This window comes from Hyalangium gracile (genome assembly GCF_020103725.1).
Lineage (GTDB): Bacteria > Myxococcota > Myxococcia > Myxococcales > Myxococcaceae > Hyalangium > Hyalangium gracile.
The window spans coordinates 15,744-38,370 of record NZ_JAHXBG010000031.1 but is presented as its reverse complement, the minus strand read 5'-3'; the positions used below and the strand labels follow the sequence as shown (position 1 = coordinate 38,370).

Here is a 22,627-nt window from a genome sequence, read left to right as displayed (position 1 = left end):
CTAATAGTACACCACGACGCGTGCCGGACTCGATTGATGGTCTCCCACGGCCAGATCGGGTTTTCCGTCCCCATTGTAGTCCAGGATGCTCAGGCTGATGCCAAACGAGCTGTTGGACTCCAGCTTGGACTGGAAGAAGCCGTCTTCCGCCACCGTGTCGAACTCCGCCCCGGGCACCCCGCGGTTGTAGAAGACGTACGCGGAACCTCCCGGCTGGAGGTTCTGCCCGATCGCGATGTCCGGACGACCGTCACCGTTCAGGTCACCGCGCGCCAGGGCCGTGCCGAACCGGCTTCCGCCCAGGATGAGCAGCGGGGACGTCGTGAAGCCCTGCGCGTTCCCATCCCGGTACACGAACACCTTGTTCTCGACCGCCATGCTCACCACGAGGTCGAGCCCCGGTCCGCCGGCCAGATCCACTCCTCCGGCGGCCTCGGTACCGAAGCCGTTGGTCGCCGTGGCCCCAGTAGGCTGGCTGAGCACCTGGAGCGCATCGGAGATGGAGACCGCGCTCCCAGGCAACGAGCGCACGGTGGCTCCCGAGTACACATAGACCTTGTTCTGCGTCTCGTGGGACGAGGGGATGGTGAAGTCCGTGACCCCGTCACCCGTGATGTCCCCGAGCCGGACATAGCCGCGATTCCTTCCAAAGAAGGAGGTGCCCGCGGGCGCGGAGAAAATCTTGTTCGCGCTGCTCGCGGGGACCACGCAGGCCGAGCTGGCGTTGCAGCCGCTTCCCAGGGCGCGCCACTCGTCCGGTGAGCGCCCATAGAACATGTACGCCTTGGGTGGGTTCTCGCCGTGCGAGCTGAGGATGATCTCCTGCAGCCCGTCGCCCGTGATGTCGCCAATCATCTTCGCCGTCCCGCCCAGGGAGGCGTTGTTGATGCTGGTGGGGAGGCGGAACTCGATGGCGCCCGTGGTGTCCACCGTCGTGCCCTTGCGCCCGAAGTAGAGGAAGGCCCTCCCGCTGGTGCTCGAATAGCCGCGCGCGCTGATCAGCAGGTCCTGCACCCGGTCCGCCGTGGGATTGCCGGCGTCGCCGACGTCGAAGTCTCCTCCATAGAACTGGTTGCCCCCCTCGGGCAGCGTCAGATCCTGGCGGTTCTCGACCTGCGGGTTGTTCGAGCCGTAATAGATGTAGGCCGCTCCAGGAGTGCCGAAGGACGCCCCCACCACCAGGTCATCGAAGCCGTCCGCGTTCAGGTCTCCACGCGAGGTGATGTAGAGGCCGTAGCTGGCGGTCGAGGCGCCGGGGTTGTTCAGCGTCTTGGTGGTCCAGAAGTTGGGGATGAGCGCCGAGTCCGCCACCTGGAACGGCGGGTAGTTGCCCACCTCGTCTCGCGGCCGCAGCTGGATGGAGTAGCTGGCCAGGGGCGGCAGCGTCAGCTCGTAGCTCGTGGAGGTGGCCGGCAGGAGGCTGCCCGTCTCCTGCTTCACCTTCGGGCTGGCGAACGCGTTCTCGTCCGTGATGCCGTTCTTGAGCTGGGCGTTGACGGTCCAGCGCAGGTCATAGCCCGCGGGCATCCCCGAGAGCTCATCATCCCCGCTGGCGGTCCAGCTCACGTTGACCTTCGCCGCGCGCTCCTGCCCCGCCACCAGCGTCCGGGACACCGTCGGAGCCGTGGGCGGAATCACGTCCACGGTGGCCGCCACGGTATGGAGCGCCACGTTCCCCGAGGCGTCCTGCACGCGCAGCTCGAGCGTGCCCACGGTGTCGTGGGGCAGCGTCACCGGGACAGGCAGCGTCTCCGGATCAAGCACGACGGGGCGCTCCGCCGACACGGGAACGCCGCGGTAGAAGGCCTGGACCTTGCTCCCGACGCCCTGGGCCACGGTGAGGGTGAAGGTCGCGTCGGCATCCCGCCCCGGAGAGCCATCCACCACCCGATCGGGAGCGGGCGTCGGGAAGAGGTACGCATTGGAGCTGGCCACGAAGTAGAGCGTCGTCGGGGTCGGCGAGATGGAGGTGATGAGCGGCGGGGTGATGTCCACCGTCACGTCCGCGTAGTCGATGGTGCGGATGGAGGAGACGTTGATGATCTCCACGGTGAGGCGCGTCTGCTCGCCGTCCGCGAGCGTCACATCGAACAAGAAGCCCGCCGTCACCGGGTCCACCGTCGTGGTGGCCTCGGGCGTGGTGGAGGTCCCTCGATAGAGCGACACCACCGCGCCACGGCATGACTGGCTGTTGCCCTTCACGCGGTACTGCAAGCCCGGAGTCGACGGATCCTGGTCATCCTTCGCGAGCAGCGTGGCCACCGCGGAGGCCGGAGCGGTGAGGGTGATGTCGCAGCCGGCCTGGCGCACCTCCACGTTCGGCTCCGAGTCGCTGGCCGTGTTTCCCGCGGCGTCGCTGGCCTGCACCGAGACCGTCTGCAGCCCGATGGGGAAGTTGAGGGTGCCCTGCGCAACCCCCGACACGACGGGCAGGTTGCCGATGAGCACCAGGGCGCTCGAGCCCACCTGCGAGAAGACGCTCACCGAGCCGACGTCCCCTCCGCCCACGTCCACCTGAACGGGCACCTCGGTGCTGTCGTAGGTGCCCTCGGTAGGCGTCACCAGTGTGACGGTCGGCGACTCCTGGTCCACGGTGAGGGTGCGAACCACGGCGGCGCTGCGGTTGCCCGAGGTGTCCGTGGCGGTGACCGTCAGCGTGTACGTCACCTTCCCCGTCTCCGGCAGGGTGAAGTCGTGTCTGGCGACGAGCGAGGCCGGGGTGAGGTCCACGACCTCGCCAGCGGGCGACAGCTCCATGTGGACGCCTCCCGTCCCCACGTCCGCGGCGGTGTTGACGGTGACGCTGAGCTGGAAGCCACCGGCGGTCGATGCGTCGTCCGCCTTCCCTAGCGAGGTCCGCGTGGGCGAGGTCAGCACCAGGACAGGCAACACGCGATCGAGGACGAACGAGAAGCGGGCCGCCGTATTGAGCGGGTAGAACACCGTGTCATTGTCCACCCGGTTCTGGTTGCCCGCGGCGTCCGTCACGGTGACGACGACGGAATAGTCGTCCGCCACTCCCGTCGGCATGGCCGTCAGCGAGACGGTGGCTCGGCCGCCCGAGGCGCGGCCCTCGCCGTAGATCACATTCCGGTTTTCCAGGTCGCGCACCTGCACCGGACTCCCATCCTCCAGGCCGTCCACGGCGACCTGGAGCTGAGGTGCTCCGGTAGGGAGCTCCTCCGCGTTCAGTCGCTTGTCACCGTTGGTATCTCCGAGCAGCTCCACGGAGCGGACCACGGGCTCGACGCTGTCCACCCTGAGGGTGACTTCCTGGGAGACGGAGATGGCCCCATCATCGAGCACGGCCTTCAGCGCGTACCGGCCGTCGGGATAGGTGAAGTTCGGGACGGAGGGGGGAACGTTCGCGGCGAGAGTGAACCAGCCCGACCCATCGCGACAGGGGGTAGCGCCCTGGACGAGCGCCACGCTCGTGCAGATGTCCACGACGGCGCTCGGCGAGCGGTTGGGCGCGCTGTACTGAAGCTGGGCCTGGATGCCACTCAGCGCCGGTGCCGCATCCAGGCTGACCTTGTAAGGGTCGGGCGCGGTCGTCGGGATGATCAGGGTGATGTTCCCCGGCTCGGTGTCGACCAGCAGGAGGATGGTCGCGCAGGCGACCGTGCCTCCGGGGCCGGTGAGCTCGGCGCGCAGCACGTTGGCGCCATCCTCCAGGGCGACGTTCGTGAAGGTCTTCCGCGTCTCGTTGGCCGCCACGGGCAAGGAGGCGATCTCCGTCGTACCTCGCAGCAAGCGGAGGGTTCCCGCCGCGGTGGCCCCCACCTCCAGGCCCACGGACACCAGCAGCCCTCCGTCATCCCGGATCACCCCGTCCGTCGCGCCCAGGTAGCGCCCGGCCTGGGGTGACACGAAGCGCAGCGAGCTGCCAGCGAAGACCAGCGTCAGGGCCTGGGTCGTCGTGGTGACATTCCCGGCGGGATCCGTGGAGGTCAGCCGCAGCTCACACGTCCCGCTGTCCGGCACGGAGACATCTCGCAGCAGGAGGGCGCCGCTCGCATCCGCCTGCCCGGCCACCCCCACCGTCATGCCACAGCCCGTGGCGAGCACCGAAGCGCGCGGCTCGGTCGTCACATCCAGGGAGACCTGGATGCCCGGGCTCAGGGAGGAATCGTTCAGCTCGGGCCCCAGCGTGGTCTGCCCGGTGGGCAGCCCATGCACGTTGAACGACAGCGCCGGAGCCGTGGTATCCACGCCCAGGGAGAGCGCCTGGCTGGTTCCCCCACCGGGGCAGGAAGCCACCAGGCGGTACTCACCGTCCGCCGCCAGCGGCATCGACACCCGCGCCGAGCCAGAGGACGCCGTCCCACTGACGCGGCCCCGCTCCATGCCGTCCAGGTCATACGCCACCACGGTGACGGGGCCGGCCCCCGACTCCACCTGCACCTCCGTGGGCGAGGTGCGAGTGAGGGCACCCGCGAGCGGAGTGATGATGCGGCAGACGGGTCGGCTCGTGGAGACGGTGACGGACTCGGCCGCGCACTGCTCCAGGCCGGCGGCGTTGCTCACGCAGGCCTGCACGGGGTTGGTCCCCTCGGCGAGCTGCGCGGTGAAGGTGGCCACGCGGTTGCCACCCACCGTCGCCGTCACGGCCCGCTGCGGGCGAGCGAACTGGCTGTTGACGGAGGTGAAGAGCCGGACCTCCGTACCGACGGGCAGCGAGTCCGCCTGCACGCTCACGGTCGCCTGCAGGCCGTTGTCGAGCCGCCCATCCACGGTGTCCGAGGTGATCGTCTTCGGCACGACGAGCTTGAGGGTGGGAGGGGTACTCGCCACGGTGACGGGGATCTGCCGGGTGGTGACGTTGCCCCCCTCGTCGGCCACGCGCAGCGTGAAGGTGTACTGCCCATCCGTCGGCACGGTGACGGCGGGGAACGTCACGCCACGGCCTACCACCTGAGCGGGCATGTCCGGCATGCCCTCTCGCGAGAGGGTCGCCACCACACCGGGCTCGGTGCAGCCCACGGTGGCCTCCACCTTGAAGGTCGTGGAAGTCACGGGCGCCACGGGCGAAGCCAGCTCCACGCGCGGAGCCACCGTGTCCAGCTGGATGTTGCGCTTGCTGGACGTCACCTCCTGGGTGCCGTTGCGTACCACCGCGTAGCACGCGGCCTGCTGGGCCTCGCACGCGGACTGCGTCAGCGTCACCGACACCTGCGTCAGCCCGCTGCTGTTCACGGTGAAGTCCGTGGGCGGCACGCCGCACGCGTTCTCGCAGTAGAGCGTGCCTGCCTTCCCGGCCAGCCCGGAGCTGCGCAGGGAGAAGTGGAGCTGGTAGCCCGCGGTGTCTGGATCCGCGTCATCCTTCTCGCGCAGCACCTGGCCCTCGGCGGGCTGGGTGAGATCGACGGACGGCGGCTCGGGGGCGACCGTCACGCTGATGCGCTGGGTGGCCGTGCGGCGCGAGCCTGCCTCCTCCACCGTCACCTGCAGCAGGTTGGTGCGCGGCTGCAGCAGCGTGCCCGGGAAGCGCACCGTGGCCCCGTCGATGACGGCCTCCGGCCCCGCGTTCCACGTCTGCTCGTTGGGCCCGCGCACCTCCAGCTTCGCGCTGGCCAGCTTCAGCGGCCGGTCCGCCGTGTCGCGCGCCACCGCGACCACCTCGTACTGGAAGCCGTCCGTGGCGGGATCCGCGTCGTCCACCGCCGACAGCCGATCGCCGTCCTTGGGCCGATCGAAGGCCACCTCGAGCTGAGACTCGACGGGCGGCTCGCCGCAGTTACACCCCGAGGCGCCCCACACCAGGGCGAAGCCCACCAGCAGCCACTGCCATACCGCTCGGCGCATACGTCTCTCACCCTCTCGGCGGGCTCCAGCGGCCCGCCGCTCACGGCCTGAGTGCCCGGCCCTCACGAGCCGAGCACCAGCACCTTCTTCTCCACGAGGAGTCTCACGAAGGCGACCGTGTCCTCACGGCACGCCTCCGGCTCCACCTCGAACTCCTCGCACAGCACCGCCACGATGTCGGCCACCGTCCGCCGTCCGTCCACCAGTTCCACGATGCGCTCGGCCACCTCGGAGACCTGGCGCTGCTCGTCCTCGAAGTGGTGCATGAAGTCATCGGGCCCTGCCGCCTTCAGCTTCCCCGACACACGTTGCACGCCAGCGTCCGGGTGGATCCGGGGTACCGCGCGTAGCACGTCCGCGCCCGCGCCCGCGAGCCGCTCGCGTCCATTCTTGGGAAGGAATGCAGCCACGGCCATCTCCCGGCGGCTCGCCCTCCGGCCAGGGGCCCCCAGGCTCATGAAGTACGCGGCCATGCTACCCCCTCCCCTCGGTCCGCACCAATCGTCAGCCCCTCGCCTGCCCCCTGAACAAGGCGCTGGGTGGCTTCCCGGGAACCGCATATGACGGGTGCCGCGCCCTCCCCGTCACGGTGGGCCGAGCCTTGGAGGGGCAGACATGACGCCGGAAGGCAACATGGCGCCACAGCCCAGCTGGTGGAGCCGGAACTGGAAGTGGGCGGTGCCCGTGGGGTGCCTGGGCATCGTGGCCTCGTGCATGTGCTTCGGCGCCATCGCCGTCTTCACGGGCTTCACCGCCGCGAAGAAGAACCCGGCGGCCGTGAATGCCGTGGCCATCGCCACCTCGGACTCGGAGGTGCAGGCCACGCTCGGCACGCCCATCCAGGAGGGCTCGGACTGGCAGACCTCCGTCCAGTACATCAACGGCCAGAGCAGCGCCCGGTTCGGCATCCCCCTTCAGGGCTCCAAGGCCGCCGGCCTGCTCCACGTCGAGGCGACCAAGAGCGCCGAGGATTGGACCTACCAGGTGCTCCAGGTGGAGGTGCCCGGACAGCCGCCCATCGATTTGATGGACAAGGTGGGCGGTGGGACACGGCGGGAGCTGGCGCCGCCCACGCCCGATGCGCCACCGCCGACGCCCGAGGACGGGCCGAAGGACGAAGAGGGCAAGCCGGACCTCAACCTGTAGCCCGCAACGACAGAGGGGCGGCGCGAGTCCTGTCTCGCCACCGCCCCTCCGCTCCAGGCCCCGAATGCGGAGCCCGAGCGCTACTTCAGCGAATGCAGCGCCTGGCGCAGCTCGGGGAGGACCTTGAAGAGGTCCGCCACCAGGCCGTAGTCGGCCACCTGGAAGATGGGAGCCTCGGGGTCCTTGTTGATGGCCACGATGGTCTTCGAGCTCTTCATGCCGGCCAGGTGCTGGATGGCGCCGCTGATGCCCGCCGCGATGTAGAGCTGCGGAGCGACCACCTTGCCCGTCTGGCCCACCTGCAGGTCGTTGGGCACCCAGCCCGCGTCGCACACCGCGCGGGAGGCGCCCACCGCCGCGCCCAGCTCATCGGCCAGGGCCTCGATCTCCTTGAAGTCGCCCTTGGTGCCGCGGCCGCCGGAGACGACCACGCGGGCCTCGGTCAGCTCCGGACGCGCGCTCTTCACTTCCTTGAAGTCGACGAACTTCGTCTTGGAAGCCTCGAGCTTCGGCGAGAACGTCTTCACCTCGGCGGCGGGCTGACCGCCCTGGGCCGCGGGGAACTCGGTGGCGCGCAGGGTGAACACCTTCACCGGCGTGGTGAGCTTCACCTCGGCGAAGACGTTACCGGCCCACATGGGACGGGTGAAGGTGACATCCGCCCCGCTGCCATTGAAGGCCATCACGTCGGTGGCCATGGCGGCCTTCAGGCGAGCGGCCACGCGGGGCATCAGGTCCTTGCCCATGGCGGTGGACGCCATGCCCACGTAGTCGGCCTTCAGCTCCTGCACCAGGCCGGCGATGACGGGCGTGTACACCTCGGCCAGGTAGTGCTCGAGCTCGGGCGCGGCGGCGGTGTGCACCGCCTTCACGCCCAGGCCCTTGAGCTCCTCGGCCACCTTGGAGGGATCCTTGGACAGCAGCACCAGGTGCAGCTCGGCACCCGCCTTCTCGGCCAGGGCGCGGCCCGCGGAGACGGCGTTGAGGGAGGCCTTGCGCAGGTTTCCGTCCGGCTGCTGCTCGGCGACGATGAGAATGGTCGGCATCTTGGACTCCAGAGTCTCGAAGCAGTTGAAGGATCGGGCCTAGACGACCTTGGCCTCGTTGCGCAGCTTGTCCACCAGCGTGGCGACGTCCGGCACCTTGATGCCGGCCTTGCGCGGCGGGGGCGAGGACATCTTCAGCACCTGGATCTTCGGAGCGACGTCCACGCCCAGCTTCTGCGGCGTCAGCTCCTCGATGGGCTTGCTCTTGGCCTTCATGATGCCGGGCAGGCTGGCGTAGCGCGGCAGGTTCAGGCGCAGGTCCGTGGTGACGACGGCCGGCAGCGCGCACTCCAGCGTGGCCAGCCCGTTGTCCACCTCGCGCACCACGCGCACCGACTTGCCGTCGGCGCCCACGGCCAGCGCGGGCACCTTGTTCTTCTCCTGCTCGCTCTCGAGCGACTCCACCTTGGAGGCGAACGTGGCCTGGCTCCAGCCCAGGAACTCGGCCAGGTACTGGCCCACCTGGTTCTGGTCATCGTCGATGGACTGCTTGCCCAGCACGACGATGTCCGGCTTCTCCTTCTCGGCCACCTTCTGGAGCAGCCCGGCGATGCCCAGCTGATCCAGCGGCCCGGTGTGGTTGACCCACACGGCGCGGTGGGCGCCCATGGCCAGGGCGTGCCGCAGCTGCTCCTGCACCTCCTTGCCGCCGATGGACACCACCACCACTTCGCCGCCGTGCTTGGCCACCAGCCGCAGGCCTTCCTCCACGGCGATCTCGTCGAAGGGGTTGATCTTGTACTTCAGCCCTTCCTGAACGATGCCCGAGCCATCCGGCTTCACCTTGATCTTCGACTCGGGGTCTTCCACGCGCTTGGCGGTGACGAGGATCTTCACGGCGGTCCTTCTCCTTGGGCGCGCGGGATGTTGACGCACCGCGCGAGCAGCCTGGAGTAATAGGCATCCGCCTCCCGCCGGAGCAACGGGAATCCGACGGGAACCGAAGATTAACTTTTCTACTTGAACAGTTCCCGAGCGATGACGATGCGCTGGACCTGGCTGGTGCCCTCGTAGACCTGGATGAGCTTGGCGTCGCGCATCAGCTTCTCGACGGGGTAGTCCTTGATGTAGCCGTAGCCGCCGTACACCTGGACGGCGTCGGTGGTGACCTTCATGGCCATGTCGGCGGCGAAGCACTTGGCGTAGCTGGAGACCAGGGTGTTCTTCTGGCCGCTGTCGAGCAGCCAGGCGCTCTGGTGCACCAGCAGGCGCGCGGCCTGGATGTTCATGCCCATGTCGGCGAGCATGAACTGGATGCCCTGGTGCTCGCGGATGGGCTTGCCGAACGTCTGGCGCTGCGAGCTGTACTCCAGGCTGTGCTCGAGCGCGGCGCGAGCGATGCCCACCGAGAAGCTGGCGGTGACGGGGCGGCTGTTGTCCAGCGTCTCCATGGCGATGCGGAAGCCCTCGCCCTCCTCGCCGACGCGGTTGGCCACCGGCACGCGCACCTCGTCGAAGGTGAGCGAGACGGTGTTGCTGGCGCGCTGGCCCATCTTGTTCTCGTGCTTGCCGATGGTGAGCCCGGCGGGCTTGCCCTCGACGACGAAGCAGGAGATGCCCTTGTGGCGCTTGCTCTTGTCGAGCGTGGCGAAGACGGTGAACTGCTCGGCGTAGCCGCCGTTGCTGATGAAGCACTTGGAGCCGTTGAGGACGTAGTGGTCCCCCTCGCGGCGGGCGGTGGTGCTCATGCCGGCCACGTCCGAGCCGGCGGCGGGCTCGGTGAGGCAGAAGGCGGCCAGCTTGGGGCGCTCGCCGAAGTGCGTGAGCAGCCGCTTCTTCTGGTCCTCGGTGCCGGCCAGGAGGATGGGCAGGTTGGCCAGGTCGTTCACGTAGAGCGAGGTGGCCACGCCCGAGCAGCCCCAGGCCAGCTCCTCGCAGACGATGACCTGCTCCAGGTGGGTGAGCCCCGAGCCGCCATACTCGGCGGGAGCGCCCAGGTTCACGAGGCCCAGCTCGTGAGCGGCGGAGATCAGCTCCCGGGGGAATTCTGCCGTCTCATCATAGTGGGCGGCCTTGGGGCGGATGACCTCGCGAGCGTATTTGCGCGCAGTCTCCTGGAGGGCGCGCTGAGAGTCCGTGAGCTGGAAGTCCATGGTTCCTCGCCGAGTGGGGATAGGCGGAATATCGCCGCTTTGACGAACGGCGAACCGTCGAAAATACTGCTGCTCCACTCTCTATCATCAGGAGTTCTGAGATTATGCAACGTCCGATTTGGCGCCTGGGCGCCGCCCTGGCGGTCGCGCTGGGTATCATCGCCGCCTGCGGCGGTGGCGAGCCGACCGAAGATGAGCCGGAGCTCCTCCTGTCCGCAGCCCCCCGGCAGATCGGCAACCAGGGGCAGGCTTCGACGATCACGATCACCGCGACGAATGGCGACGGCTCGAACGGCACGGGGACCGTCACGCTGAAGGCGGCGGCGGGCGCGCTGGGTAACAGCGCCGCTGAGGAGACGGTGACGCTCGCCAACGGCAAGGCGACGACGAGCTTCACCTGCGACAAGGCCGCGGACCCGAAGTGCGCGGGCAACGTGCGCATCGACGGTACGTGGGGCACGGCCACCGGGGCCGTCACCCTGACGGTCGGCTCCAGCACCACGCCGGACGGTGGCTCGGGCAACCCGGACGGCGGCTCGGGCAACCCGGACGGCGGCTCGGGCAACCCCGATGGCGGCAGCGGCTCGGGTGACGGTGGCACGAAGCTGACGGTGGCCAGCTCCAAGACCTCGGTCTTCACCAGCGTGGGCGACTACGCGGAGATCACCGCCACGCTGACCGGGACCAACAACGCCCCGAAGCCGGGGGAGTCCATCACCTTCGATACGAACTTCGGCGGCCTCCAGGTGAACGCCAGCGATACCCCGGCGCAGTCCGTCCAGGCGAGCACGGACGGTGCGGGCAAGGCGATGGTGCGGCTCGTGGAGAGCGGGCCGACGGGTAACGCGACGGTTCGCGCCCGTCACACGGCGTCAGGCGCTCAGGCGAGCGTGGCGGTGAAGATCACCAACATCCAGCAGATCACCCACACGACGACCACGTGCGGCGGCGTGACGTGCACCATCATGGGAGTGAAGGGCTCGGGCTTCAACGAGCAGGCCCAGGTCTCGTTCAAGGTGGTGGACTCGACGAGTCAGCCGGTCGCGGGCATCCCGGTGACCTTCAGCATTCCGAACCCGCCTACGGGCACCACCGTGTCGCCCTCCGCCGTCACCAACCCCCAGGGCATCGCGACGGCGATCGTGTCCTCGGGACCGACCATTGGCGCCATCGTGGTGCATGCCGTCGCCATCCAGGGCCGCGTCGAGGTGGACAGCCCCAACATCGGCATCCGTGGAGCGAAGGTGTCCAACCAGGGCTTCAACCTCCGGTGTGACCTGGCCAACATCGGGACCCGCGCGTCCACCTCTCCTGGCCAGCCTCGCCCCTTCAGCATCGGCTGCGACGTGAAGGTGGTGGACCGCTACAACAACCCCGTGGGGACCGGAACCACGGTGAACTTCAAGGTCGAGGCCGGCAACATCCCCAACTCCGTCGCGACCAAGGCCTACTCGCCCACTGGCAACAATGATCTCGAAGGCACGGGTGAGGTGCTCTTCAATACCACGGGCGGCACGCCCTTCCCCCTGAACGTCACTCCCCTTCCCGCGGATCCCAATCAGTATCCGCAGCCTCGGCAGGAGGAGCCTTCCGCCACGGAAGGCAGTGTCCTCAAGAACCCTCGTGACAGCCTCGTCACGGTCATCGCCTACCTGCGAGGCGAAGAGTACTTCTCGGATACCAACAACAACGGTCAGTGGGATTCCGGAGAGCAGTTCATCGACCAGGGCGAGCCCCTGGTCGATTCAAACGACAACGGCGTCTGGGATCTGGGCGAAACGTATATCGACGAAGCCCCTGCCGATGGTCAGTGGAACGGCCCCAATGGGAGGTGGGACAACGACACTTCCATCTGGACCGCAACCTACATCCTCTACTCGGGCTTCCCGGTCAGCTACAACAGCTACCTGCTCCCCAACCCCTGGGGCTGCGTGCCTCGGAACCAGGGCTGGTTCGTCAATACGTTCTTCTTCGACGACTACTTCAACCGGCCTCAGCTGGCGAACAGCCAGTACGGCATCAGCCACAGCGCGGCCAAGGGGAGCGTCCGGATCAGTGGCACGATGCTGGATGGCTACGGCTTTGGTATCGAAAGGCTGCGGGTCAACGCCTCCAACAACCAGGAGTGCACTCCCGACGCCCCAATCTGTATCTGGAAGACCCTCTTCTACGACTGGAAGCACCACGTGAACATCGCGGAGGTCAAGGGCTCTACTGGCGGCGGGTCCTGTGTACCGGACGTCCTGACGGTGACCATCACCACGCTCGGCACCAGCGCAGCCGCATCGGCTCCCGGCACCCTGGAGTAACCCCTAGCGGCACCGCCTGAAGCACGACGGCCACCGCGCTCCGCCCTGGAGCCGGTGGCCGTCCCATTTCCAGCCCCTGCGCTGGCGCTCTACTTCTTGGGAACCTTCTCCCAGTCGGCCAGGAACTTCTTGATGCCGATGTCGGTGAGCGGGTGCTGCGCCAGCTGGTTGATGACGCTGAAGGGCAGCGTGGCCACGTCCGCGCCCAGCCGCGCCGCCTGCAGCACGTGGATGGGGTTGCGCACGCTGGCCACCAGCACCTGCGTGGTGAAGTCGTAGTTCCGGTAGATCTCGATGATGTTGGAGATGAGCTCCATCCCATCCTCGGAGATGTCGTCCAGCCGGCCCACGAACGGAGACACGTAGGTGGCTCCCGCCTTGGCGCACAGCAGCGCCTGGTTGGCCGAGAACACCAGCGTCACGTTCGTCCGGATGCCCTCGGCCGTCAGCGCCTTCACCGCCTTCATGCCCTCCACGCCCATGGGGATCTTCACCACCACGTTGTCGTGGATCTTCGCCAGCGTGCGCCCCTCCTGGATGAGCGCGGGCGCCTCCAGCGAGACGCACTCGGCGCTCACCGGACCGTCCACGATGGAGCAGATCTCCCGGATGGTCTCCTCGAGACCGCGGCCGACCTTCGCCAGCAGCGACGGGTTGGTGGTGACGCCGTCCACACAGCCCATCTCGTATGCCTTGCGGATCTCTCCAACGTCCGCGGTGTCGATGAAGAACTTCATCTCATCCCCTTTTGTGGGAAAACCTGCGTGCGCAGGGTGAACGTTCCAGCCCGAGGACCGGGCGTGCGAGCGCGTAACCGATGGCCCGCACCGCGTCAAGGGTGGCGGCCCGCCGCTCCCCAAGAGTAGAAGAGCGGCGATCATGGCCCGCGCCCGCCGCTCCACCGCCAACAAGCCCCGCCTCCGTGCCCTTCCCGGCCGTGCCCTCGCCAGCGCACTTCCTCGCACCGAGGAGGCCGAGGCGTCCCTCGCCTACGCCCAGGGCGTCCTCGAGGCCGAGTCCCGCGCCATCCTGGGCGTGCGGCTGGGAGACTCGTTCCTGCGGGCGCTCGGGCTGCTGCGCGAGTGCCAGGGTCAGGCGGTAGTGACGGGCATGGGCAAGGCGGGCCTCATCGGCCAGAAGCTGTCGGCCACGCTCGCCTCCACCGGCATCCGCTCGTTCTTCCTCCACCCCGCCGAGGCCGTGCATGGCGACCTGGGGCGCGTGGGCAAGGGGGACGTCATCCTCGCCCTCTCCAACAGCGGCTCCACCGAGGAGCTGCTGCGGCTGCTGCCCTCGTTCCGGCGCCTGGCCACCCCCGTCATCGCCCTCACCGGCGAGCCGGAGAGCCCGCTGGCTCGCGGGGCGGACGTCGTGCTCGACATCGGTCGCATCGAGGAGGCGTGCCCCATGGGCCTGGTGCCCACCGCCTCCACCGCCGCGCTGCATGCGGTGGGCGATGCGCTGGCGATGACCCTGCTGCGCTCGCGTACCTTCGGGACGGAGGAGTATGCGCTGCTGCACCCCGGCGGGAAGATCGGCCGCTCCGTGCAGCGCGTCTTCGAGGTGATGCGTACCGGCCCGGCCAACCCCGTGGTGCGCGACACCGCGAAGCTCTCCGACGCCGTGGCCGTCATGACGAAGACGCCGGGCCGACCGGGCGCCACCAACGTGGTGGACCGCCAGGGGCGGCTGGTGGGCATCTTCACCGACGGCGACTTGCGCCGACTGGTGGAGCAGGGCCGCACGGACTTCACGACCCCGGTGCGCGAGGTGATGGGCCGCCGCCCCAGGTGCGTGAGCCCGGAGACGCTGGTGCTCACCGCCGCGGCCCAGATGCGCGAGGCCCGGGTGGACCAGCTCCCGGTGGTGGACGCCGAGGGTCGCGCCGTGGGCCTGCTGGACGTGCAGGACCTGCTGTCCGCGCGGTTCCTCTGACTCACCTTCTCGCAAGCCAGGAGCGGCCCGGGAGCCTCATCCCCCGACGCTCCGGGTGACGCGCCCCGTCAAGCCCAGGCCTCCCAGCGCCCGCCACGCCGCCCTGCCCCGGCACGCCGGCTGCACTTCCCGGCCTCCATGGACACGACGAACAGCGTGGCGCTCGCGAAGCGCCTGGAAGAGGCAGAGGTTGCGGTGCAGAAGGCGTACACGGAGCTGGACGGCAGTCCCGCATCGTGGACGGTGCTCCACTCCGCCAAGCGGGCCTACCGCGAGGCCGAGGCGGATGCGGTGGTGATGCTCGGCGCGCAGGTGGCCCTGGAGCTCGTGGTGAGCCGCCTGTCGCCTCCCGAGCTGCGGCTCGCGAGCTAGGTGCCTACTGGCTGGCCTTGGCCTGCAGCGCCGCCTTGTTCGGGTAGTCCGGCACGGACTGGAGCAGCTTCGCCCAGAGCGCCTTGGCGCCCTTGGCGTCACCCTTGGCCATGAGCGTGTCGCCCAGCTTCTCCACCGCCGCCGGATCCGAGCCCACCGCCACGCCCCACACCCGGTCCGCCATGGGCCTGCCCAGCCCCACCAGCGCCCAGGCCATGCCCGCCTTCGCGCGGCCATTCTCAGGCTGGAAGGGCACCACGCGCCGGTACACCCCCAGCGCCGCGTCATACTGGCCCTTGGCCAGGTTCTCCTCGCCCTCCTCCACCAGCTTCGCCAGGCCGGCCTCCAGCTCGGGCGTGCGCTCGGTGTTCTGGACGGCGTCCACCATCTCCTGCGTCAGCACGGGCGGCCCATCCTGGCCCTGCCCGCCCATGGAGCCCGCCGAGCCCGCCATCGGCCCCGTCGCACCCGCCATGGGTGCCATGGCCATGGGCTCCGACGGCCTCGGCTGGGACAGGCGGATGCGCCGCTCTTCCGCGCGCACCTGCTTCCACTTCTCCCGGCCGCCCGCCTTCGCCGTCTCCTCCGCGAACTTGCTGAGCTGCCTGGCCAGGTCCGCCCGAGGCGAGTCGGGATACGCCGCGATGAAGGCCTCGAAGCCCTCGTGCGCCGCCTGCAGCGCCTTCACGTCCTCGCCCTTCGACTCGTACAGCAGCGCCGAGCGCGCGAAGAGCGCCTCCTGGTTGGAAGGCACCACGTCCAGCGCCCGCTCGTACACCACCAGCGCGCCCGCCTTTTCACCCGTCAGGTAGAGGGCGTTGCCACGCAGCACCTCCACCTCCACCACCGGCACCAGCGCGGCCTTCGCGCAGGCCACCGCGCCCGCGGTGTCCCCCTTCTTCGCCCGCTCCTCCGCCACCTTCCCCATCTCTTCCACCGGAGTGGACGGGGTGAAGCCGCAGTTGGCCTCCTGAGCGCTCGGGACGGGCTTCTTGCCCAGCTTCTTGCGCTGCTCCACGAACAGTGTCCGCGTCCCCATCGCCTTCTGCTCGGCCTGGAGGAAGTACACCATCGCCTCCGAGGGCCGGCCATTCGTGTAGTAGAGCTTGCCGAGCGAGGAGGCGATCTCGAACGTCTTGTCCCGCGCGCGCAGGCCCTCCGTCGAGTCGAGCTGCTTGAGCAGCTCCTCCGCGCTGGGCGGCGCTCGCCCCATGCCCGACATCGGCGGGTGGCCGTCGGGCAGCGCCCCGGACGGCGGCGGTGGCGCGGCTCCACTGCCCTGCATGGGCGGATGGCCCTCGGGCAGGGCGCCCTGCGAGGGCATGGCCGAGCCGCCCGGCACCGCGGGATGCCCCTCAGGCATGGAGCCAGGCCGCGCGGGAGAGGCAGTGGTCCCCGGAGGGACGGGCGGGTGGTTGGGCGGAAGGTTGGTGGGCTCGGCGGCGAGCAGGGCCGCGGTCGCGAAAGCAAAAGAGAGGGTCATGACTCGTTCACCAGAGGGCTCGCTTCGGGCCATTGGGTGGCCGAGCGCCTGCGGACATCCTGCGGGGCCAGGCGGGCGAGGAGCTCCTCCACCGTCGCGCCCAGCACCGGGTGCTTCAATTCGGGGGCCAGCTCCGCCAGCGGCTCGAGCGCGAAGCGGCGCTTGTGCAGCTCCAGGTGCGGCACCTGGAGGTTCGCCTCCGCCACCAGCTCGCCATCCCACAGCAGGATGTCCAGGTCGATGGGCCGAGGCCCCCAGCGCTGGCCATTGCGGCGGCGGCCCAGGTCCTGCTCGATGCGCTGGAGGATGGTCAGCAGCCTCAGCGGAGGCAGCGTGCACTCCAGCGCGACCACGGCGTTGAGGAAGCGCGGCTGCGCGGGGCCCACCGGCGCGCTGTCGTACAGCGAGGAGCAGCGCAGCACGGCGACCGCATCGATGCGCGAGAGGGCCTCCAGGGCCGCGACGAGATGGCTCTCGCGGTCTCCCTCGTTGGACCCCAGCCCGACGTAGACGTTGGCGGTGCTCACGGCTCCATCTCAACCGGGTTGGTCAGGGTCCCGATTCCCTCAATCTCCACTTCGACCGTATCCCCAGCGACCAGCTTCCCCACTCCCGAGGGAGTTCCAGTGCTTATCAGGTCTCCAGGCAGGAGCGTCATGATGTGGGAGATGAAGGACACCAGCTGCGCCGGGCTGAAGACCATGTCGGAGGTCCGACTGTCCTGGCGCACCTGTCCATTCACCCGGCACACGATGCGCAGATCCCCCGGCGCCAGGCCCGTCACCGCCCACGGCCCGGCGCAGGAGAAGGTGTCGTAGCTCTTGGCGCGGGTGTGCTGCACCTCGCGGCGCTGGATGTCTCGCGCCGTCACGTCGTTGAAGCAGGTGAGCGCCCAGATGGCGCGCGCGGCGGTGGCCTCGTCCACGTTCTTCAGCCGCTCGCCGATGACGAGCCCCAGCTCCGCCTCGTAGTGCACCTCCTCGCTCGCCTTGGGGATGCGGATGGGCGAGCGCGGCCCGTTGAGCGAGGTGGAGGGCTTCATGAAGATGAGCGGCTCGGACGGGACGGGCTTGCCCATCTCCTCCGCGTGCTTGCGGTAGTTCTGTCCGATGCACACCACCTTGGAGGCCTCGGAGGGCACCAGCAGTGTGAGCGTGGCCAGCGAGCGCCGCAGCCCCGTCTCCTTGCCGCCGGCCCACGGCGCGGCGTTGAGGACGACGACTTCATTGCCCTCGATGCGGCCGTGCCAGGCACGGCCCTCGTGAAGGAAGCGGCAGTAGCGTGTGACGCTCATCATGTCCTCTTCAGGCCGAGCACATCGGCCATGTCGTAGAGCCCGGGGCGCTGCCCCACCACCCAGTTTGCCGCCCGGAGCGCCCCCTTGGCGAACTGGTCCCGGCTGGTCGCCCGGTGGGTGAGCTCCACCCGCTCCCCGTCGCCGAAGAAGAACACCGTGTGCTCGCCTACCACGTCCCCGCCGCGCAGGGCCTGGATGCCAATCTCCTTGGACGTCCGCGCCCCCACCTGGCCGTGGCGCTCGAAGACGAGGTCCTCGCTCGTGCGCCCCAGCGCCTGGGCGAGCACCTCCGCCAGCCGCAGCGCCGTGCCCGAGGGCGCGTCCTTCTTCATCCGGTGGTGCGTCTCCACCACCTCCACGTCGAAGCCCTCGCCCAGCACCCGAGCCAGCGCCGCCGCCACCTGGATGACGACGTTGACACCCACCGAGGTGTTGGGGGCCAGCACCACGGGGATGGAGCGGGCCGCGGTGGCCACCTGCTCGCGCGCCTGCGCCGAGAGGCCCGTGGAGCCAATCACCATCGCCACGCCGCGCGCCGCGCACAGCCGCGCGTGCTCCACGCTCGCCTCCGCGTGGGTGAAGTCGATCACCACCTGGGCGCCCGCGTCGAGCGCCTGTCCCAGCCCGTCCACCACCTTCAGCCCGAGCGGCTCGCTCAAGCGCGCGGCCACCCCGGCGTCCTGCCCCACCACGGAGCTGCCTGGCCGGGCCGTGGCGCCCACGACGGAGATGGTGGAGGAGCTCCGCGCCAGCCGCAGCAGCGTGCTGCCCATGCGCCCGGAGACACCGGTGATGACGGTCTGAAGCATGGAATCCTCGGGGCGACGGCTCACAGCAGGTTCAGCCGCGTCAGCTCTTCCTTCAGCTTCGCCGCCTGCGGCTCGGACAGCGGCGTCAGCGGCAGCCGGATCTCCGGTCCGAAGACGCCCATCAGGTGCAGCGCCCACTTCACCGGGATGGGGTTGGACTCGACGAAGAGCAGCTTGTGCAGCGCGTTCATCTGCACCTGCAGATCGCGCGCCTTGGCCAGGTCTCCGGCGCGGGCCGCCGCCACCAGGTCCGCCATCATCCTCGGCGCCACGTTGGAGGACACGGAGACGACGCCCTTGCCGCCGCAGGCGATGAAGGGCAGCACCGTGAAGTCATCCCCGGACAGCAGGCTGATGCGGTCGCCGCACTTCTCCACCAGATCCACCGCGCGCGCCATGTTCCCCGTGGCCTCCTTCAGGGCCACCACCTCGGGGATGTCGCACAGCCACATCACCGTCTCGGGCAGCAGGTCCACGCCAGTGCGCCCCGGGACGTTGTAGGCGATGAGCGGGAAGCCGGGGTGCGCCTTGGCGATGGCCCGGAAGTGCTGCAGCAGGCCGAACTGGGTGGGCTTGTTGTAGTAGGGCGTGACGATGAGCGCCCCATCCGCGCCCAGCTCGCGCACGCGCCCCACGGACTCGATGGTCTCCGCGGTGCTGTTGGAGCCTGCGCCCGCCACCACCGGCACCCGGCCTCGCGCCGCCTCCACCGCCACCTTCACCGTCTGGGCCCGCTCGTCGGCGGTCATCGTCACCGCCTCGCCCGTGGTGCCAATGGGCAGGATGACGCTCGTGCCTCCGTAGACCTGCCGATCCACCAGCGCTCGGTAGGCGTCCTCGTCGAGCTTCCCGTTCTTGAAAGGCGTGGCGAGCGCCGTCATGGAGCCTTCGAAGGTCTTCATGACCGCCGCTTATATGTTCAGGCCCGCTCGCCGCGCCAGAGGTCCTCGACGCGCTCGCGCTCCCGGATGACACGCCAGGCGGCCCCGTCCACCAGCACCTCCGCCGGCCGAGGGCGGGAGTTATAGGTGGAAGCCATGCTCATCCCGTAAGCCCCGGCGCTCATCACCGCGAACAGCTCTCCCTGCTGGGGCAGCACCAGCGCCCGGCCCCGGGCCAGAACGTCACTGGACTCACACACCGGGCCGACCACGTCCACCTCCACGGCCTTGCCTCGCCGCTTCACCACCGGCTGCAGGGCGTGGTGCGCCTCGTAGAGCGCCGGGCGGATGAGATCGTTCATGCCGACATCCACCACCACGAACGTCTTCGTCGGCGTGCGCTTGCGGTACAGCACGCGCGTCAGCAGCACGCCGGCATTGCCCACCAGCGCCCGCCCCGGCTCCAGGATGAGCGTGGAGCCCGTGTCCTTCACCGCCTCGAGCACGGTGCGCGCGTACTCGGCGGGCGTGGGCGGCCGCTCGTCCGAGTAGGTGATGCCCAGGCCACCGCCGATGTCCAGGTAGCTGAGCGGGTAGCCCTGCTCCTTCAGCGAGCGGTACAGCCCCGCCACCTTGGAGATCGCCGCCTTCATCGGCGCCGCCTGGGTGAGCTGCGAGCCGATGTGGCAGTCCAGCCCCACGGCGGCCAGGCCCTTCATCTTCCGGGCGCGGGCGTAGAGCGCCACCGCCTCCTCGAAGGGCACGCCAAACTTGGACGTCTTCAGCCCGGTGGAGATGTAGCGGTGCGTGCGTGCATCCACGTCCGGGTTCACGCGCAGGGCGAACGGAGCGCGCTTCTTCAGCCGCCGCCCCACCGCATCGAGCGCCTCCAGCTCCTCGGCGCTCTCCACGTTGAACATGAGGATGCCGGCGGCGAGCGCCTGCTCCATCTCCTCCGGCGTCTTGCCCACTCCGGCGAACACCGTCTTGTCCGGCGCTCCGCCCGCCTGGCGCACGCGCGCCAGCTCGCCACCGGAGACGATGTCGAAGCCGCCGCCCGCCTCCGCGAAGAGGCGCAGCACCGCCAGCGTGCTGTTGGCCTTCACCGAGTAGCAGATGAGGTGCGGCACGGCCTGGAAGGCCTCCGTCACCACCCGGAAGTGCCGGGTGAGCGTGGCCGTGGAGTAGACGTAGGTGGGCGTCCCCACCGCCTCGGCGATGGCGGACAGGGGCACCTCCTCCGCGTGGAGGCTGCCTCGGAGATAGTTGAAGTGGTTCACGAACCTGCGTCCTGAGGGCCCGGTCCGGCGGGCTCGAAGGGCCCCCGGGACTGCCCCGGCGGCTGGGTCTCCGGCGCGGGCGGGGGCTGCGTCTCCGACGGGGGCTGTGGCGGAGGCAGCGGCGGGCGAGGAGCCCCCTTGATGCCGCAGGCCCCCAGCAGGAGGCCCACGACAGGCACGAGGACCAGCAGCCCGCGAGACAGTCGGTTCATGACAGCCGCCCTAGAAGCGGACCGCGAGCGTGCCGCGGATCGCCTGGGCCGTCTCGAAGTCCCGAGCCGTGATGTCCGGCGGCTCCTGCAGGCCGGCCATGGGGAAGAAGATGCCCCAGTTGATGCCCGCGACGAAGCCGTCCTCGGTCTCGTAGCGCGCGCCCACGTCCACCTCGAGGCCCAGGCTGCGGCTGGTGGTGGACGGCGTGGACTCCGCGTAGAGCGCCTGCGAGTAGACGACGCCGCCGAACACATCGAACCCGTCCGCCAGCGAGTAGCGCAGCGTGGGCTTGATGTACGCGGCATCCGTGACGGCGCCGATCAGCTCGCGCCAGAGGATGAGGTCCACGCGGTAGGCGCGGTTGAAGCGGAAGTTGCGGATGGCGTTGTCGCCGCAGCCGCCCGGATCGCAGCTGTACTGGGGCCCGTCGACGGACTCGCCGCCCGGGTTGACGACGCGCCCGCGCTGGTAGTTGCCGAAGCCCGAGGCCCTGTCGCCCGAGGCGAAGCCCAGCTCGAGCCCCAGGTGCAGGTTGCCGTTGAGCACCTTGTACTCGCCCTGCGCCACGCCACCGAACTGGAGCACGCGCAGCGACTGGTTCTGCGCCGGGTTGTTCGCATCGCCGGCGGTGGCCGCCCGGTTGCCGATGCTGCCCGCGATGGCGGCGAGCTCCACCTCGATGCGGAACAGGCGCTCCTCGTAGCGCAGCCACAGGTCCGGCATGTAGAGCGTGGCGTCGCGCGGCACGAAGGCGAACGAGGTGACGGGGCTGCCGGTCACCTCGGTGTCCCAGCGCTGGGTGCGGTAGGTGAAGTGCAGGCCGTAGTTGAGCACGCCCTGGTTGTTCGCCAGCTTCTCCTGGGTCTGCTGGTCCGTGTCCCGGCGCGCGATGGCGATCACGTAGCTGTGGCTGTCATCCGAGTTCGTGTAGTCGAACGACTCGCGCTGCGGATCCGGCACCACGGACTCGCTGGTGAGGCCCTCGGAGTTGAAGTCGACCATCGGCGTCACGTAGAAGCCGGCGAACGGCTCGGTGACGAACTGGATGCGGTCCACGTTGTCGCCGAAGTCACAGTCCAGGCAGTTGCCGTCGTTGTGCAGCATGCCCAGGCCCCACTGGCTGCCCATGCGGCCGAAGCGCAGGATGCCCACCGGCGTGCTCACCTCGCCGTAGGCCCGCTTCACGAAGATGGAGTCCTTGAGGATCGTACCCGCCGGAGGTGGGTTCTGGCTCTGCGAGAAGATGGTGAACACGTCCCGGCCGCTCTGGGTGGAGTCCGGCGTGGAGCCCAGCAGGATGTTGTCCAGCAGGTCCACCTGGAGCTTGAGCCGCACCTCCTCGGAGACGTTGAAGGTGGGCTCGAGCCGCACGCGCAGGTTGCCGCCCGCCTGCGTGTTCTCGTTCTCCGAGCGCGTGGGGAACAGCGCCCGCTCGCGCGCCTTGCCCAGGTCGAACTTGTAGAAGAGGCTCGGACGGACGCGGAAGTAGCCGTCCATCGTGAACAGCTCCAGCTTGCGCTTCTCCTCGGAGAACTCCTGCTGCCAGTCGGAGGACAGGGACTGGGTGGCCATCTGCGCGCGGATCTCCTCGCGCATCTCCTGGCGGGCGGCCTCCAGCCGGCGATCCAGCTCCGCCTGCATCTCCGGCGTGAGCGCGCCCTCGGAGGCAGGGGCCGCGGCTGCGGGAGCGGGCGGGGTGGCGGGCCCCGGCTGCGGGGGCGCGTCGGGGACGGGAGCGGCGGTGGCCGGCGTGGGCGCGGGCTGGGGAGCGGGAGCAGGCTTCGCCGACGCGGGCGTCCCGCTCTCAGGCACCGGCGTCTTCTGGGGAGACGTCTGGGCGGTGGCCGTGGCGGAGGCGACGAGCAACGCCGCCAGCAGGACGTGGGACATGGGCACTTTTCTCCAGGACCGCTCGGGGCGGCCGAGTACAGAGGGCGCGCGAGTTAAGCCACGGGGGG

General features: G+C 69.4%; 18 protein-coding genes. 4 read left to right on the top strand and 14 right to left on the bottom strand.

What is annotated here, in order from left to right:
• Positions 1–5,805, bottom strand: coding sequence for an Ig-like domain repeat protein (locus KY572_RS40100; protein WP_224249023.1), 5,805 nt, complete (start codon positions 5,803–5,805; stop codon positions 1–3).
• 62 nt (positions 5,806–5,867) lie between these two features.
• The gene (locus KY572_RS40095) at positions 5,868–6,278 is read right to left on the bottom strand and encodes a PqqD family protein (RefSeq protein ID WP_224249022.1); all 411 of its coding nucleotides are present in this window, start codon (positions 6,276–6,278) and stop codon (positions 5,868–5,870) included.
• Positions 6,279–6,420: 142 nt separating this feature from the next.
• Between KY572_RS40095 and KY572_RS40090 the strand changes: the two genes are divergently transcribed.
• Positions 6,421–6,951, top strand: a complete 531-nt coding sequence (locus KY572_RS40090) for a cytochrome c oxidase assembly factor Coa1 family protein (RefSeq protein ID WP_224249021.1) — start codon at positions 6,421–6,423, stop codon at positions 6,949–6,951.
• Positions 6,952–7,031: 80 nt separating this feature from the next.
• On the opposite strand, the gene KY572_RS40085 is transcribed toward KY572_RS40090, so the two are convergent.
• The 3 genes from KY572_RS40085 to KY572_RS40075 form a co-directional block, all read right to left on the bottom strand.
• Positions 7,032–7,997: an electron transfer flavoprotein subunit alpha/FixB family protein gene (locus KY572_RS40085; RefSeq protein ID WP_224249020.1), complete on the bottom strand. Its 966-nt coding sequence runs from the start codon at positions 7,995–7,997 to the stop codon at positions 7,032–7,034.
• Between the two features lie 39 nt (positions 7,998–8,036).
• The gene (locus tag KY572_RS40080; protein WP_224249019.1) at positions 8,037–8,834 is read right to left on the bottom strand and encodes an electron transfer flavoprotein subunit beta/FixA family protein; all 798 of its coding nucleotides are present in this window, start codon (positions 8,832–8,834) and stop codon (positions 8,037–8,039) included.
• A gap of 119 nt (positions 8,835–8,953) precedes the next feature.
• Positions 8,954–10,090, bottom strand: coding sequence for an acyl-CoA dehydrogenase family protein (locus tag KY572_RS40075; protein ID WP_224249018.1), 1,137 nt, complete (start codon positions 10,088–10,090; stop codon positions 8,954–8,956).
• Positions 10,091–10,194: 104 nt separating this feature from the next.
• Here KY572_RS40075 and KY572_RS40070 point away from each other — a divergent pair, with 104 nt between their 5' ends.
• Complete coding sequence (locus KY572_RS40070; protein WP_224249017.1) at positions 10,195–12,399, top strand: Ig-like domain-containing protein; 2,205 nt, start codon at positions 10,195–10,197, stop codon at positions 12,397–12,399.
• Between the two features lie 89 nt (positions 12,400–12,488).
• On the opposite strand, the gene fsa is transcribed toward KY572_RS40070, so the two are convergent.
• The gene (gene fsa, locus KY572_RS40065; protein ID WP_224249016.1) at positions 12,489–13,136 is read right to left on the bottom strand and encodes a fructose-6-phosphate aldolase; all 648 of its coding nucleotides are present in this window, start codon (positions 13,134–13,136) and stop codon (positions 12,489–12,491) included.
• Between the two features lie 142 nt (positions 13,137–13,278).
• Here fsa and KY572_RS40060 point away from each other — a divergent pair, with 142 nt between their 5' ends.
• Entirely contained in the window at positions 13,279–14,334 is a 1,056-nt protein-coding gene (locus tag KY572_RS40060) for a KpsF/GutQ family sugar-phosphate isomerase (protein ID WP_224249015.1), read from the top strand.
• Positions 14,335–14,472: 138 nt separating this feature from the next.
• Entirely contained in the window at positions 14,473–14,706 is a 234-nt protein-coding gene (locus tag KY572_RS40055; protein WP_224249014.1) for a hypothetical protein, read from the top strand.
• A 4-nt stretch (positions 14,707–14,710) separates the two neighbouring features.
• Here KY572_RS40055 and KY572_RS40050 read toward each other — a convergent pair whose 3' ends face one another.
• The 8 genes from KY572_RS40050 to KY572_RS40015 are packed head-to-tail and all read right to left on the bottom strand — an operon-like array spanning position 14,711 to position 22,559.
• The gene (locus tag KY572_RS40050; protein WP_224249013.1) at positions 14,711–16,189 is read right to left on the bottom strand and encodes a tetratricopeptide repeat protein; all 1,479 of its coding nucleotides are present in this window, start codon (positions 16,187–16,189) and stop codon (positions 14,711–14,713) included.
• Entirely contained in the window at positions 16,186–16,716 is a 531-nt protein-coding gene (gene folK, locus KY572_RS40045) for a 2-amino-4-hydroxy-6-hydroxymethyldihydropteridine diphosphokinase (RefSeq protein ID WP_224249012.1), read from the bottom strand. The genes KY572_RS40050 and folK overlap by 4 nt, the downstream gene beginning before the upstream one ends.
• The gene (locus tag KY572_RS40040; protein ID WP_224249087.1) at positions 16,713–17,483 is read right to left on the bottom strand and encodes a fumarylacetoacetate hydrolase family protein; all 771 of its coding nucleotides are present in this window, start codon (positions 17,481–17,483) and stop codon (positions 16,713–16,715) included. Before KY572_RS40040 ends, folK begins: the two co-directional genes overlap by 4 nt.
• Complete coding sequence (gene dapB / locus KY572_RS40035; protein WP_224249011.1) at positions 17,483–18,295, bottom strand: 4-hydroxy-tetrahydrodipicolinate reductase; 813 nt, start codon at positions 18,293–18,295, stop codon at positions 17,483–17,485. The genes KY572_RS40040 and dapB overlap by 1 nt, the downstream gene beginning before the upstream one ends.
• Before the next feature lie 20 nt (positions 18,296–18,315).
• On the bottom strand, positions 18,316–19,197 hold the full coding sequence (gene dapA, locus KY572_RS40030) for a 4-hydroxy-tetrahydrodipicolinate synthase (protein ID WP_224249010.1): 882 nt from the start codon (positions 19,195–19,197) through the stop codon (positions 18,316–18,318).
• A 17-nt stretch (positions 19,198–19,214) separates the two neighbouring features.
• On the bottom strand, positions 19,215–20,456 hold the full coding sequence (gene lysA, locus KY572_RS40025; protein ID WP_224249009.1) for a diaminopimelate decarboxylase: 1,242 nt from the start codon (positions 20,454–20,456) through the stop codon (positions 19,215–19,217).
• Complete coding sequence (locus KY572_RS40020) at positions 20,453–20,668, bottom strand: hypothetical protein (protein WP_224249008.1); 216 nt, start codon at positions 20,666–20,668, stop codon at positions 20,453–20,455. The genes lysA and KY572_RS40020 overlap by 4 nt, the downstream gene beginning before the upstream one ends.
• A 10-nt stretch (positions 20,669–20,678) precedes the next feature.
• Positions 20,679–22,559: a TIGR04551 family protein gene (locus tag KY572_RS40015; RefSeq protein ID WP_224249007.1), complete on the bottom strand. Its 1,881-nt coding sequence runs from the start codon at positions 22,557–22,559 to the stop codon at positions 20,679–20,681.
• Positions 22,560–22,627: the final 68 nt, after the last annotated feature.